This window comes from Mucilaginibacter koreensis (assembly GCF_054783355.1).
In genome coordinates this window covers 58,229-71,063 of the sequence record NZ_BAAGQS010000001.1, presented here as the reverse complement: position 1 = coordinate 71,063, position 12,835 = coordinate 58,229, and the positions used below count along the sequence as shown (strand labels likewise).

15 protein-coding genes are annotated in these 12,835 nt (G+C 51.7%); all 15 read right to left on the bottom strand.

Going from position 1 to position 12,835, the window contains the following annotated elements; genetic code table 11:
- Window positions 1–333: 333 nt before the first annotated feature.
- Window positions 334–597 (bottom strand): hypothetical protein, encoded by a 264-nt coding sequence (locus tag ACYVNW_RS00335; RefSeq protein ID WP_460677837.1) that lies wholly within the window; start codon window positions 595–597, stop codon window positions 334–336.
- A gap of 65 nt (window positions 598–662) precedes the next feature.
- A complete protein-coding gene (locus ACYVNW_RS00330; protein ID WP_460677836.1) occupies window positions 663–1,043 on the bottom strand; it encodes a LytR/AlgR family response regulator transcription factor in 381 nt (126 codons plus the stop codon).
- A gap of 130 nt (window positions 1,044–1,173) precedes the next feature.
- Window positions 1,174–2,556, bottom strand: a complete 1,383-nt coding sequence (locus ACYVNW_RS00325) for a hypothetical protein (RefSeq protein WP_460677835.1) — start codon at window positions 2,554–2,556, stop codon at window positions 1,174–1,176.
- Window positions 2,557–2,569: 13 nt separating this feature from the next.
- On the bottom strand, window positions 2,570–3,649 hold the full coding sequence (traM, locus tag ACYVNW_RS00320; protein WP_460677834.1) for a conjugative transposon protein TraM: 1,080 nt from the start codon (window positions 3,647–3,649) through the stop codon (window positions 2,570–2,572).
- Between the two features lie 32 nt (window positions 3,650–3,681).
- Entirely contained in the window at window positions 3,682–3,897 is a 216-nt protein-coding gene (locus ACYVNW_RS00315; protein ID WP_460677833.1) for a hypothetical protein, read from the bottom strand.
- A gap of 1 nt (window position 3,898) precedes the next feature.
- A complete protein-coding gene (gene traK / locus ACYVNW_RS00310; protein WP_460677832.1) occupies window positions 3,899–4,516 on the bottom strand; it encodes a conjugative transposon protein TraK in 618 nt (205 codons plus the stop codon).
- A gap of 11 nt (window positions 4,517–4,527) precedes the next feature.
- On the bottom strand, window positions 4,528–5,754 hold the full coding sequence (gene traJ / locus ACYVNW_RS00305; RefSeq protein ID WP_460677831.1) for a conjugative transposon protein TraJ: 1,227 nt from the start codon (window positions 5,752–5,754) through the stop codon (window positions 4,528–4,530).
- Window positions 5,751–6,380, bottom strand: coding sequence for a TerB family tellurite resistance protein (locus ACYVNW_RS00300; protein WP_460677830.1), 630 nt, complete (start codon window positions 6,378–6,380; stop codon window positions 5,751–5,753). The genes traJ and ACYVNW_RS00300 overlap by 4 nt, the downstream gene beginning before the upstream one ends.
- Window positions 6,367–7,035 (bottom strand): hypothetical protein, encoded by a 669-nt coding sequence (locus ACYVNW_RS00295; RefSeq protein WP_460677829.1) that lies wholly within the window; start codon window positions 7,033–7,035, stop codon window positions 6,367–6,369. The genes ACYVNW_RS00300 and ACYVNW_RS00295 overlap by 14 nt, the downstream gene beginning before the upstream one ends.
- Window positions 7,019–7,753, bottom strand: coding sequence for a conjugal transfer protein TraI (locus ACYVNW_RS00290; RefSeq protein ID WP_460677828.1), 735 nt, complete (start codon window positions 7,751–7,753; stop codon window positions 7,019–7,021). The genes ACYVNW_RS00295 and ACYVNW_RS00290 overlap by 17 nt, the downstream gene beginning before the upstream one ends.
- Window positions 7,754–7,823: 70 nt before the next feature.
- The gene (locus tag ACYVNW_RS00285; protein WP_460677827.1) at window positions 7,824–10,298 is read right to left on the bottom strand and encodes a TraG family conjugative transposon ATPase; all 2,475 of its coding nucleotides are present in this window, start codon (window positions 10,296–10,298) and stop codon (window positions 7,824–7,826) included.
- Window positions 10,285–10,620: a DUF4133 domain-containing protein gene (locus ACYVNW_RS00280; protein ID WP_345954640.1), complete on the bottom strand. Its 336-nt coding sequence runs from the start codon at window positions 10,618–10,620 to the stop codon at window positions 10,285–10,287. The genes ACYVNW_RS00285 and ACYVNW_RS00280 overlap by 14 nt, the downstream gene beginning before the upstream one ends.
- Window positions 10,621–10,630: 10 nt before the next feature.
- Entirely contained in the window at window positions 10,631–10,975 is a 345-nt protein-coding gene (locus tag ACYVNW_RS00275; RefSeq protein ID WP_460677826.1) for a DUF4134 domain-containing protein, read from the bottom strand.
- 52 nt (window positions 10,976–11,027) lie between these two features.
- Window positions 11,028–11,687 (bottom strand): hypothetical protein, encoded by a 660-nt coding sequence (locus ACYVNW_RS00270; RefSeq protein ID WP_460677825.1) that lies wholly within the window; start codon window positions 11,685–11,687, stop codon window positions 11,028–11,030.
- A 204-nt stretch (window positions 11,688–11,891) separates the two neighbouring features.
- Window positions 11,892–12,761: an RteC domain-containing protein gene (locus ACYVNW_RS00265; protein WP_460677824.1), complete on the bottom strand. Its 870-nt coding sequence runs from the start codon at window positions 12,759–12,761 to the stop codon at window positions 11,892–11,894.
- Window positions 12,762–12,835 lie beyond the last annotated feature (74 nt).

Here is a 12,835-nt window from a genome sequence, read left to right as displayed (position 1 = left end):
TGGAGATCCTAAAAATGCGGAGGCTCCCGGAGGTACGAAGGGATACCCATTTTTTGGATACGACCTTGATTCCAAAGAAAAAAAACAATGGCACTCGTTTGCGGACTGACGGGCGAACTTTGCGGCAAATGATTAATGCTTACGTCTCTCTGCTTTTTCGCTGCAGATCGCAGAGCCTGCCGGTTATTGACATGATCGCAATTCATCAAGAGCTATGCGAAAGAATGGAGCATCGTTCTGTACGATCCGGCAAAGCGGTTGAGGAATGAGTTCAGGAATAACGAAACGGCTTTGCTGCGAAAATGATTAAACAGGATAACCTGTCCATACTTACTACGCTAACTTTTCGCCTCCGGATCTGAGCTTGAGAAACTGATCCAGCATGACGGAATGGTCGTGCATCCGGAGGAGGATATCCAATGATCCAAAGTAGGTAAAGATGGCGCTTTCCGGTAGCTCTGCCAGCTTGCAGAGGTTCGGTGCGGTGAGCGCTTCATAACCTTGTTCCTGCACCAGCAGATCTATAGCGATCCTGAAACGGTGCCAGACCTGAACAAACTCGATCATCGGGATAGATTCTGCGGGCTTTTTTTCCATGGCTAAAAACGGCTATATTATTTAAGCTAAAATAACGCTCGTTTTCAACCAAAGTAGTGACATGCTCAATATTTTCGCTTCCTGATGCGCCCGATACATTTCAAAAAAGCCTCATAGGAGATCGGCTTGGGCAAGTATTCGAAGGCTTCATCGGGGAAGATCTCCTGTATCCGCCAGGGCATGGAGGAGATAAAAATGATCTTCGTGTGTCCCTTAACGGCCTGGGCGAAATCGATACCGTTCATGCCATGCACATAGGTGCTCAGAAAAACCAGGTCCGGCCCGCCCGGTCCAGTAACATCGGATAATGCAGTCAGCGCATTGGCCGATGAGCCAGCAAATGTCAGACCAATGGTCTGATCGATAAATCCGGCAAGATGGTCCACCTGGTGCTTTTCATCTTCTAAGATGAAGCAGCGGAGTAATCGGTCATTCGAGGTCGTCATCTTAAAAGCTTAAAGAGGCCTCATACAAGATAGGCAAAATTATTGGGTCTAAAACAGGGCCGGAAAGATCCGGCCCTGTTCCTTACTGCAAATTGGAAAACTTAATTCTACAGGTAAGCGATGAAGATGGCTACATCCGCACACCCTGTCTTTTTTCCTGTTGTTGTTCTTTGCCTTGGTTTTGACCTTTGTCGTGCGCTAATTCGGCAGAGGTTTTTTCAAACTGTTCACGCTTTTGACGGCTGCCCTTTTCATTAAAAAAGTCCAGTTTACCATACCGTGGTACTGCTTCGGCCAGTACTTTCATATCCTTGTTCTCCGGCCCTTTAACGGTAAGCTCCACCCGGTCACCCTGTTTCATGGCATTCATGATGGTTTCCTTTTTGGCCGGATCAGACAATTCCCTGATCTGATATTGACTCAGGGTCTTTTCCAGGTCGAACCCAAAAGAAGGATCATAGAATTGTTTGAATTTATGGTTGCCGAAATCATCCTTTTTCTGATCAAAGTCCAGCCTGATCCAGGCTTTGTAAGGCTCGCCGTCCCGGGTAAGCATGTTGTCTCGATGAACGGTGCGGTTTTGCACCAGGTTGGCCGCCTGCCGGGCGCTAAACCCTTGTCCTTCCTTGATATAAAAGGTTTGTTTGACCGCGGGGCTGAAGTAAGCAGGCCGGAACTGTTTGTCAATGAAATTGACGGTTCCTTTTTCCTTGCTGGCCAATAGCTGTTTACTGTCGGCACTTTCACCCATCGCCAGTTCACTGGTCCCTTTCTCTTTTTTAAAAAAATCGATAGCCTCGTTCGGGTTATCGAAGCTTTTAACCAGTGGCTTCTGATTGTCTTTTTCATTTTCGGAGATGACCATATACTGTTGGCCGGGCACGGTAGGCGGCACTTTGCCTGCCGTGACCTCATATTTATTCAAGGTATAGAAATCCGATTGGTTGGATTTCCGGAAGTGGAGGGTCATGTCCACCAGCCCCTTATCACCCGGAAACTGATCATTCAGGGTGAAGTGGCCCGGTAAGGGCTTCATGTGTTTTTCAAGCTCATCCGCGACTTTGGGATTAAAGCCCAGGTCTTTAAGCTCTTTTTTGAGGTCATCCAGGTTATTCAAATTCATGGTCCGTAAAATTTGTGGGGTGGTTACCCCGGTAAATGATTGAGTTATCTGTTTGATGGGCGTAACAATACCCAGGTCTTTGATGATGGTTCTGATAGCCTCCGCCAAAGGCATTGCTTTTGTAAACTCCCAGTGAGCGGCCGGCGTGATGTCATCCCTGAGCAGCCGCGCTTCATAGCCGGTCAGTTCCATCCGGCTGCCATTAAAGCGGTAATCCAGGCGGAAGGCCAGATTCCCGAAGGAAAAGCGCCCGCCGGCAAAGAGGCTTTGACGGTAGTCGCCACGCAGGTTCAGTTCAGCCATCCGGCGTAAGCCGCGTTCCAGTTCCACCGGATCAAAGCCGAGTTTAGCCGCGTCCTGTACCGCATCGCGTATACTGTGGGGATACATGGCCAGGAGACAATTATTTTCCGGGCTGGTTATTCCGCAGCAATACCGGGTAGCCTGTCTGAAGCTTCACCTTGATGCGTTTGATCTTCTTGCTGAACAGGCTCTTTGCGGTTTCGATGCCGGCTCCTGCCGCCTGCGTGGCCAGGGTCTGATCCATGGGCATAAAAGTCATGCTTTGCAGGGCGTTGCTGCTGCCGGTACCTGCCGCTTCAGCCAGCTCGGCTTCCGGTGCGTCGATGCCGGCGAGGCCGTCCAGCGAAAAAACGGTCAGGTCAACCGGGATAATGGCGTTACCGATGCGGATATTTTTGATGTTCAGCAGTAGGCGCTGGTTGACCAGGGTACAATTGCCAAAGAGTGCCTGACCTTTATCCAGCAGGAGCCCGTTCAGGCGCATGGTATCCTGTAAGCGCAGTCTGACGATGCCGCCTTGTACTACCTTTTGATCGCCGTCGATGGCGGCGGGAACGGCTTTAAATAAAGTATCCGGCATCGATGGCGGTAACTCCTGTTTAAACTTTTCCCGGGCCAGATCAGGGTTTTGGATGGCTTGGATCTTGTCCAGCATTTCGGAAAGCTGCTGCAGCTCCGGATCTTCGGTCCTGTTATCCTGAACCGATCGGATCATCTTTTCCAGTTTTTCGGTTTCAGGACTGCTTGCTGAGGCAAGAACCGGGCGGGCCACCGGTTTGGCTACAGGCTCGGGCTGGTCCAGCTGCTGCCTGATCTGCGTAAGTTTCCGGCTGATCTGTACTTCATCAGCAGATGCGGAAGGGATCTTGTCGGTGGCCGGACGAAGGGTATCTACAGCCAAACTACCGGAGACCGGGTCATCACTCCTATGCTGTGCCCTTGCCGAATCCCGGGCCGCCTGGTCATACAAGCTGAATTTATCCTGCGGTTTGTCGTCTTTAAACTGCGCTTCCGGCAATTCGGTATTGATCCCTTTGCCGGAGGCAAGCTGATCCGAGGCTTTATCTTGACCACCTCTCAAGGCCCAAAAGCCAAGTGTTAAAAAGGGTAAGATCAGTATAGGAAGTGCCAGGAAGAACTTTTTTTGTTTTTCGAGCTGTTCAGTTGAATGCATTTTCATATAAAATCATTTAAGGTGAGTGAATAGTAAGATCAATGGCAAGCCTGGATCAGGAGCCAGACACTGCTCCCGCCAAAGAGCAGGCAGATCAGCAAAAGCAGGATCAGTTTAGAGGCCCGGTTCCAGTGCTGCGTTTTCCGGTCCAAATAAAGGGCTACCTGCTTTTGCCTGCGCTCCAGGGTTTGTTCCAGGTAAGAGATCATCCGGTTGGGTCTTGCCGGGCCGGATCGCTGATGTCCTGTCTTCATCTTAATGGGTGCTGGTTTTAAGGTCTTTGTTCTCCAGGGTCTCCCAATTTTGGATCAGGAAGCCATGCGGGTTATTGTCCGAGCGGGACACGTTGCGTAAATAACCTTGCGTGACCAGGCTGCGCGTCACGGTGGAGGTCGCACGGATCAGTTGCTCGGTGGCAAAGCACTTGAAATAATAGGGATAGCGATCCATGTCCAGGGACACGCTGTCCACTTCGATCTGCTGGCTGATGTTGCCGGAGACCAAACCAGCAAAATAGCCGGATTCTTTCAGGTTATTATAAGCGGTCTTGGCCGAACCGTCGGCCAGATAAAGGGCTTTGGTGATATTGGCCTGAATGACTTTTTCATCCGGATCAAGGGTGAAAAAGTGTTGGTGAAACATTTTGATATGGTCCCGGATTTCGACGGGAACGTTATCCCGGCGGTCTGCGGCAAATGCCTCCAGTGCCTTACCGTTGGCTAAGATGTAAATGTGGTTGCGGTCACGCGCTGAACTCCGGTAACTCTGGTAGATCGCAAAGCAGGAGATCAGCAGGCAGGCCAAAATGAGCAGGTAACTGAATAGTTTGATATGCTTAAAAGCGGTATCGATATTTTTGAGTTGTGTGAACATAGGTTTTCTGATTAGGTGTTTCCGGATAATTTGTCTTGCTGATAGGTGCTGGCACCGCTGCTGCGGTAGCCCTCCATGAAATGCCCCGGTGCATTGACCATGTTTTGGGCGCCTTCCGCCATTCTGGATCCAACTGCGGAAGCAGCCGAAGCGCCGGTGCTGATCACGGTACTGGTCGTACCCGCGCTGATCACATTCACGCGTTGCAGCATCCCGTTACCGCCATGGGCATGGACGATAAAGTTGGCAACCGTCGGCACCGAGAAATAGCCCACGATGCCAATGATCAGGAAGATCAGATAAGCGGTGTCGGTGGAACTGAAATAGGTGTCGCCCTGGCTTTGGATCTGCGAGATGTCCAGGCGGATCATGTTTTCCTGCACCTTGCCAATGATGCTGCCGAATATATTGGCGACCGGCAGCCACATGAAAATATTGACATAACGGGCCAGCCACTGGCTCAGGCTGTGCTGGAAACCGTCGAAGACGGCTAGCCCAAACACCAGGGGCCCCAGGATGGCCAGCACGATCAGAAAAAAAGTACGAATGGTGTTGATACACAGGGAAGCGGCCGCATACAACACCTCAAGCACCTGGGATAACCACTGCTTGATACTGTTCCGGAAATCATAGTTCTGCTTGGCGAGCCAGAACTTCACATCATTGCCGATGCCTTCGAAAAAGCCCTCGTTCTCCCGGTCCGGATCATCCGGATGCGTGTATTTATACCATTTGTCCTGATCACCATTCCCATTTTCGCCAACATACATCTGGTAGGCGGAGGATTGCTTGATGGCAGCTTCTTTCTGTTTCAATAAGGCGGCGATAGCGGTATTGCTGTTTTGCACCATATGGCCCGTGGCGCTGACGACCGGTTGTAATATGCCATTCATCAGGCTCAGCACGCCTGGGAAAAGCATAATCGCTATGCCCAGGGCAAAAGGGCGGAGCAGCGGGTAAAATTCCAGCGGCTCTGCGTTGGCGATCTGTCGCCAGACCCGGGATGCGATAAACCAAAGGGCGGCAAACCCGGCGATCCCTCTTGCCGCCCCTATGAGTTGGCTGCAAAGGGGGATCATCTGGCTGTAGACTGTATCCAGCACGGGCTGCATGCCTTTCAAGTCGTCGGCCAGGCCCTCGGCACTGCATATCGCGGGAAAGAGGAGTGCAAAACCAAAGCCTCCCAGCGCCCTGAATGCCAAGCGTCTGACTCGTATAAATCTTTTTACTTTTTTCATGGTTGAAACAGTTTTTTCAGGTGATCGATGTCATTTTGTTCGTTTTGTCGCTGCATCTGCAGCAGGCTGGTCCGCCGGTTGAAGCTCCGGAGAAATTGCAGCTGGTCATGGGTGTCCGCATACAGGCGATCAATGGCCCGGAGGCGTTCGTCATCACTCATCCGGAGCTTGGAGGCGGTTACCACATCAGCCAGTTCATTCAGATTACGCAGGGCCGCTTTGGTCAGACCAGCATAGACCTGCGTCAGGTAATCCAGCTCCGCAGCGTTGAACCTGCCACTGCCGGCAAACCGGCTTTTGGCCTTTTTATATTCCGAGAGGATACTGGCCTGGTCAGCGAGGAGATCCGCCACCCTTGCATATTTCCTGATCTCGGGGTTGACCTGCAGGAGCCCGTCCAGGAAGACCTGGTGCAAACTGAAATTGCCCTGCGTCAGGTCTTTGACCTGTCCGTATCCCTCATTAAGGATCGTATAACCTCGCTGCATGTCCGACAGGATGGCTTTGAACTGGGTGAGCTTTTCCACGTTCAGCAGCAATTGCTGGACCTCCTGGGATTGAGCACGGCTCGTGTGGCGAGCCAGCGCAGCCATCATGAACAGTCCTAAATATTTAAGGTATGGCATACAGCCTCCTTTGCGCTTGAATCTCCTCTTGCTGCCCTTGCATCTGCCCTGACAGCATTTTCACCTGGTTGCCAAAAGCCAGGGTGAACGCGTATTTATCTTTCATACTGGCATAAAGCTGGTCCAGGCGTTCTATCCGTTCATCATCGGTCATTTCTGCTTTACCGGAGGTCATGACCAGTTGGAGCTGGTCGATATCCCGGCTGCATTCCTGCAACACTTTTTGCCGGACCGCGGTGATATAAACCTGGTGGCTGGCAATCGGTCCGGTGAAGGCGGCTAGCTGGTCAAATTGCCCCGGAATCGCGCTGGCATACCGGAAAATCTCCAAAGCTTTCGGATCATTCTGGATCAGTGGCTTAACGGCTTTAAGCGACGCGTAATAGGCTGCATGCAGGCTGAATTCTTTACCGGTCCAGGCACTGATGCTGCCCAGGCCCTCCTGCGAGAGCTGGTAGCCCTGCCGGACATAGCCGCCGTAGACCTGCAAAGCCACGATCTGCTGCTGCAGATATTTAAGCTGGGTTTTTTTCTGGCTCCACCATTCGGCAAAAGTTTGGGCCTGCACGGCGGAGGAAAGGAGGATAAAAACCAGCGCTACCCCAACCCTTCCTGGAAAGGAGAGATTCTGGGATCCTTTATTCCGGTAGCCCATAATATTTTTTGAGGGTTAAAATTTCATGTTCACTTTGGGCGCGCTGCAGGCTGAGGATATAGTTCTGGTTATTGTACTGCCGGAGGTCATTGCAGTTGGTATCAATGCGGTCGGCCGCTTTGTTGATGAGCTCGATCCGCCGGGCCTCCGTCATCTGCGTTTTGAAAGCGCTGACGATGACCAGGATCTCATCCAGGTTTTTCACGCTCTCCTGCAGAATGCCGTTGTAGACCTTTTGCATGGCAGACAGTTCCGCTGCGCTGAAATGCCGGTCCTGCCGGAGCAGTCCCCAGGCCTGATGATATTCACCGATCAGTGCGGCTTGTTTTTCGGTAATGTGCCGGATCCGTTCATAATAAGCAATGAGTGATCTGACCTTCCACAATTCGGCGTAATACTGCCCGTACAGTTCTTTTTGCTTTGCTGACCAGCCGGAAATTTCCTCCAGCTTAAGCTTGGACAGTTGGTTCTCTAAGGCCTTTTGTGCATTCTGCAGCCAGATGGTTTTGTTCTGCATCCGCTGGACCTGGAGATCTACGGCTTTGATCACTTTGGTGATGGCGGCCTTGATGACCTCTGCGATCGCCAGTTGGGCATCAGCCTCTTTGGGCAGGGTCACAAACAGCGTCATCGCTGAAAGCGGTAGGATGACCATATAATTTTTCATGATGTTGATGGATTGGTTAAGGACGTTGCGTAATAGCTGTTGCGTTTTCATAAGTTTCCCTTAGCCCCCGAAAGGGGGGATGATGGTTGGTGAATAAGATGGTTGATTTGCATAGGACCGGTCAGGACGGTTTCCCGGGTATAGCGGCCTGCCGGGCCACAATGGCGGCGATGGCTTTTTCCATACTGCCGAGCTGCTGAGCCAATTCCTGAACTTTGGCTTTTTCAGCAGCTTCGGTCGTATAGGCCCAATACGCTTCCGGTGACACCTCCGTGCGGTACACCTTGCTGTATTGTCCACCCAGGCTGATAAAGACCTCCTTGTATTTTTTGCCGGGTTCGTTCGCCTTGTTCATCGACAGGATCATCGCTTTTTCCTTTTCCGTCAGTCCGAGTAAAGCCTGTACGTCATCGAACTTGTTCTGGTATTTGCTTTGGTCGAGCAGGATCTTACAATCGGAATTGTTGACGATGGCGTGTTTGATAATGGGTGAGCTGAGAATGTCCTCGACCTCCTGGGTAACCACGACGGCCTCACCAAAAAATTTCCGGACCGTTTTGAACAGGTAGCGGATATAATCAGCCATACCCTCCTTGGCGATCGCTTTCCAGGCCTCCTCAATGAGGATCACCTTTCGCGTACTTTTCGGTAGCTTCCGCATCTTGGAAATAAATACTTCCATAATAATGATGGTCACCACGGGAAAGAGGATCTCGTGCGATTTAATGTTGTCCAGCTCGAAGACAATGAAACGCTCATTTAAGAGGTCCAGGTTCTCAGTGGCATTCAGGAGGTAGTCGTATTCCCCGTTATGGTAGTAAGGGTTAAGCACATAAAGGAAATTCCCGATATCAAAATCCTTTTCGGCAACATTACCATCCTGGAGGACCTGCAGGTATTCCTGCATTAAAAAATCATAGAAGGAATTAAATCCGGGGAATAGATCCGGATGCTTGTCCAGGTGTGCGTAATAAAGCGTAATGGCATTGGAAATGGCCACATACTCGGAACGGGTATAGCCCTCATTGTCCTTTTTCCATAGCGCCAGCAGCAAGGTTTTCAGGCTTTCTTTTTTTTCAATGTCGAGCACTTCACCCTTGGCAATAAAGAACGGGTTAAACCTGATGGGGTTATCCTCGCTATAGGTGAAGTAGTAACCGCCCGCCAGTTCACAAAGTCCTTGGTAGCTGTGGCCGACATCCACGATCACGACATGGCTGTCCTGTTCATAATAGCCATTGTTGAGATGATTGGTAAAGAAGGATTTCCCGCTGCCGCTCGGTCCCAGGATCATCTTATTGCGGTTGGTGATGTACCCTTTCTTCATCGGTTCATCCGAGAGGTCAGCATTCACCGGTCGACCGGTAAGCCGGTCACCCAGGCGGATCCCAAACGGGCTGGGTGAAGAACGGTAATTGGTTTCCACGTTAAGAAAACACGTCGCCTGCTCCAGGAAAGTGTCAAAAGTGTCATTGAGCGGAAAGTCTGCGGCATTGCCCGGGATGCCGGCCCACCAGATCTGGGGTGCGCCATCGCTTTCCTGCCGGGCTACGGCGTCCATCTGCGCCATGGCCGAACCCACTTTGTTGCGGATCTCCTGGACACCTTCCGGGTGATCGGTCCAGGCCAGGACATTAAAGTGCGCTTTGACCGGCAGCCTTTGTTCGCTGATCGCTTCATTCAAAAAATCTGCGGTCGCATCCCTGGCGATGGCATTCTCCCGGCTGTAAGCGGACAGGGATTGCAGGCGCAGTCTTTTCTTTTCCAGCGCTTTCATCGTTCGTTGGGTGTCTCCGATGAAAATGTACTGGTTGTAGCAATGGTTGCAATCCAGTAAGAGTCCGAGCGGCGAAGCAAAACCGATGCTGAACTTGGTCTTGTCCGTGCTGTATTGGTCATAATTGACCCGGCTGCCGCAAAGCGAGGGCAGGTCTTCGACATCGGACAGGGTGAATAACTGGCAATGGTCGTTGCCAACGCGGATACCTTCTTTCAGATGAATGTCTTTCAGCATCGGGCGCTCGTTTTCCCCTTGCAGGAACAGGTATTGCTCCAGGAGCCCGGCCTTCTTTTCGGTACCGGCCAGCTCATCGTCCGTGAGGCGGTGCAGGGTAACAAAGCCGCTGTCGGACAATATCCGCTCAAAAGACCCGGCCTTTTCCAAAAAGTCCTGAAAAACCATGGTATTGGTGGTTTGTTTCGGGACGACCGACCTGCGCATCAGGCCCGAGTAGCCGCTGCTTGCCGCTTTACGGTCATCCGGCTTTTTAGTAACCAGCATATAACAGCAATGGTCCAGGTAAGGGCGGCCCTCAAAAAAGCGTTCACTGGCTGCGCCCAGGAAGCTCCGGGCGGTATCCGGCGCGCCGTGGTATTGCGCTTTCCGGAAGACGTCCATCTGGTGATAGATGCTGTTTTGCGGTAAGATCCGCATCGCTTTGATCAGGGCATGGTGGAAGGCTTCGTAATCACTGCCGGAGCGTGTAAAGATCTCCGGCAAGTCTACCCGCCAGGCCAGGGTAATATCACCCTGCATGGACACAATACAGTCGTTCTCCACTTTATAGATGGGCAGGATCTTTTCAATGTTCACCATGATCGTGTGCTTTTAGTTGAATGAATAGTTTGCGGGAGCGAAATTTCAGGTAGACAGGTAAGCTGCGCCGGGCACCTTTTTTCAGCAGCCCGTATTGCCCATAGCGGTGACTCAGCCGGAAAATAGTGACCAGCATCGCGGTAGCCAGGCCTCCGATCAAGACCAGGCAGAGGTAGGCATTGACACCGCTGATGTAGAGGATGGCATACAGGATGAGCAGGCCCACCAGGCCACCGGCCAGATAGCCGATGTACTGCGCCTTCAAACCATGAAACTCGATGGGTTTGTTGATGCCCTTGTTGATATGATAAATGCTCGACATTTGGCTGCGGTTAAATGCCAAAGAATGATTTAAGTACGGTAGCGACCACGACCAGGAAAATACAGGAGCCGAACCAGGCCGCAGCGACCTTGTTGGTATCCGGCTCGCCACCGTTCCATTTGCCGAATACCTTGACGGCACCGATGATGCCGACCACGGCGCCGATGGCATACATCAGGTTACACCCGGCATCGAAGTAACCTTTGACCTTGTTGGTGGCCTCGGTAATGCCTGCGGAGCCATCCTGCCCGTAGCAGATCGAATGGATCAGGTTGCAGGTGACCAGGGCAAAGGCAAACAACAGCGTCTTTAACAGGGCCTGTTTGCGGGGACTATACGGAGTGTGAAATTTCATAGTTTTTTGAGTTAATGGAATGAATAATGGATCCGGGCAGCATCAGGTCAGCTTACCATTTCCCCTTTTTAGAGAAAGGTCCGGCCTGGTAACTGTCCCGGTTGTAGATGATCGCTTCCTGTATTTCTGCAGGACCGATCTGGAAACCCAGCTCGGACAACGCTTTGTCACAGATGTCTTCGAGGACCAGCTCCAGCAGTTCACTTTCCAGTACGCGCGGGTAGAGCTCCACCTTTTTGGCCATCCTGCTGACCAGGCCCGCCCGGTCAGCAGGTTTGTGCTTCTTGATAAAATAGAAGACCAGTTTAATGTCCTCCAGCAGGTCGGCCATGTCCCCTTGCAGTAATTCATCGTTGTCGGTTCTACTTACCTGCACCGGTGGCGTAACTTCCGCCGCCTGCCGATCGGCTTCCTCTTCATCGTCCGGATCTTCATCGTCCGGAAATGCTTCAAGTTCCTCTTCCCCCGGGCCGAAGATCAGTTCCTCGCTGTCTACCGTGCTTGCGCCATAGTCATCTGCCGGCCTGCCTAAAAGGCCATCGTTATTCCCAGGCTCCTGCTCGCTGGCAGGCGTTGGCTGCGGGGCCGGTGAGCGGGCAGCCGCCCGGGAAGGGTCTTTTCGGTAATAGCGGAACCAGATGATGAGGTAGTAAATGAGCAGGGCCACCGTCATTAGGAGCAGGTACTGTTGCCATGTGATTTGATGTAACATCTTTTTGCTGATTTGACCTGCCGCCCCATTGCAGCAGGATTGATAAAGCAAAATTGATAAAGCAAGGACGCCCGGCTAGCCAGTGCAGTTCACTTCCGAAACTTTACCCGTTGAGGATTAATTTTCAGCCACTTAAATACCGCACGCGGCCGTTCTTCTGCAAAAGTTTCAGGCACAGGCATGGATAGGAACAACCGGAGATCATCATTCCTCCCCGGATCTGGGCCCAACCCGGTTCGCCTTTCGTTTTCTCAGCGGCTGGAAGCCATTCAGGTCACTGATGTATTTGCGCAAGGTGTCCCGCATCCGGTCAATAAAATGCGTCTGACTGAGGATCTTCCGGTTCTTGATCTCTTCAAAGCGGCCGGTATGTTTGCTCAGATCGATATCCAGGCTTTCGCTGAGCCAATAGATGATATCGGCCAGCGAAGCATCTCCTTCATTTAACTGCCCGGAGAGCCAGATGCCGTAACCCAGTTCAACGCTGTTGATCAGTTCCCCGGTCCATTTGAGTGGTTTCCGGTTCCGGCCGGGCCGGATATAGACCGATCTTTCCGGCTTGCCGATATTCGCCAGGGCCTGGGCAATGTATTCCTGCAACATTTCATAGGCGCTGAATTTGGAAAAGAGGTAATCACCGCTGGTGGCAAAGTTTTGATCGAGTTCCGGAACCTCCGGGATCAGTACGCTCTGCACGGAAACGCCCCGTACAAAATACAGCTCATCCAGTTCCCGCGCACCTAACCGGTAGTACTGGTAAAGAAAGGTATGCTGCCGGAGGTCGCGCTGAATAAAGCGCAGTTCGTCCAGGTAATAAGCCCGCAGCTGTTCTTCGTCTCCTACGGGCGCACCGGTAACGAGATGATACCGCATGATTTCGAAAAGATAAGGCCCATAAAATTGTGGTTTGACCACCTTGAAGAAATGGATCTCGTCTTTCTGATCCGGAAAGGGGTGTTTATCCAGGTGATCAAAAATCCGTGACAGGGCTTTGCGGATATACCGCAAAGCCAGGGTCATTCGCTGTAAAGGTTCAGTTTGTTCCCTGGCGATCCGGGCGAGTTCATCTTCCATGCGCAGGAGTTCCTGCCGGGCATACGATGGTAGCATAATCCAATGAGCTTAACGTAAATACCGCGCTGCCTGCA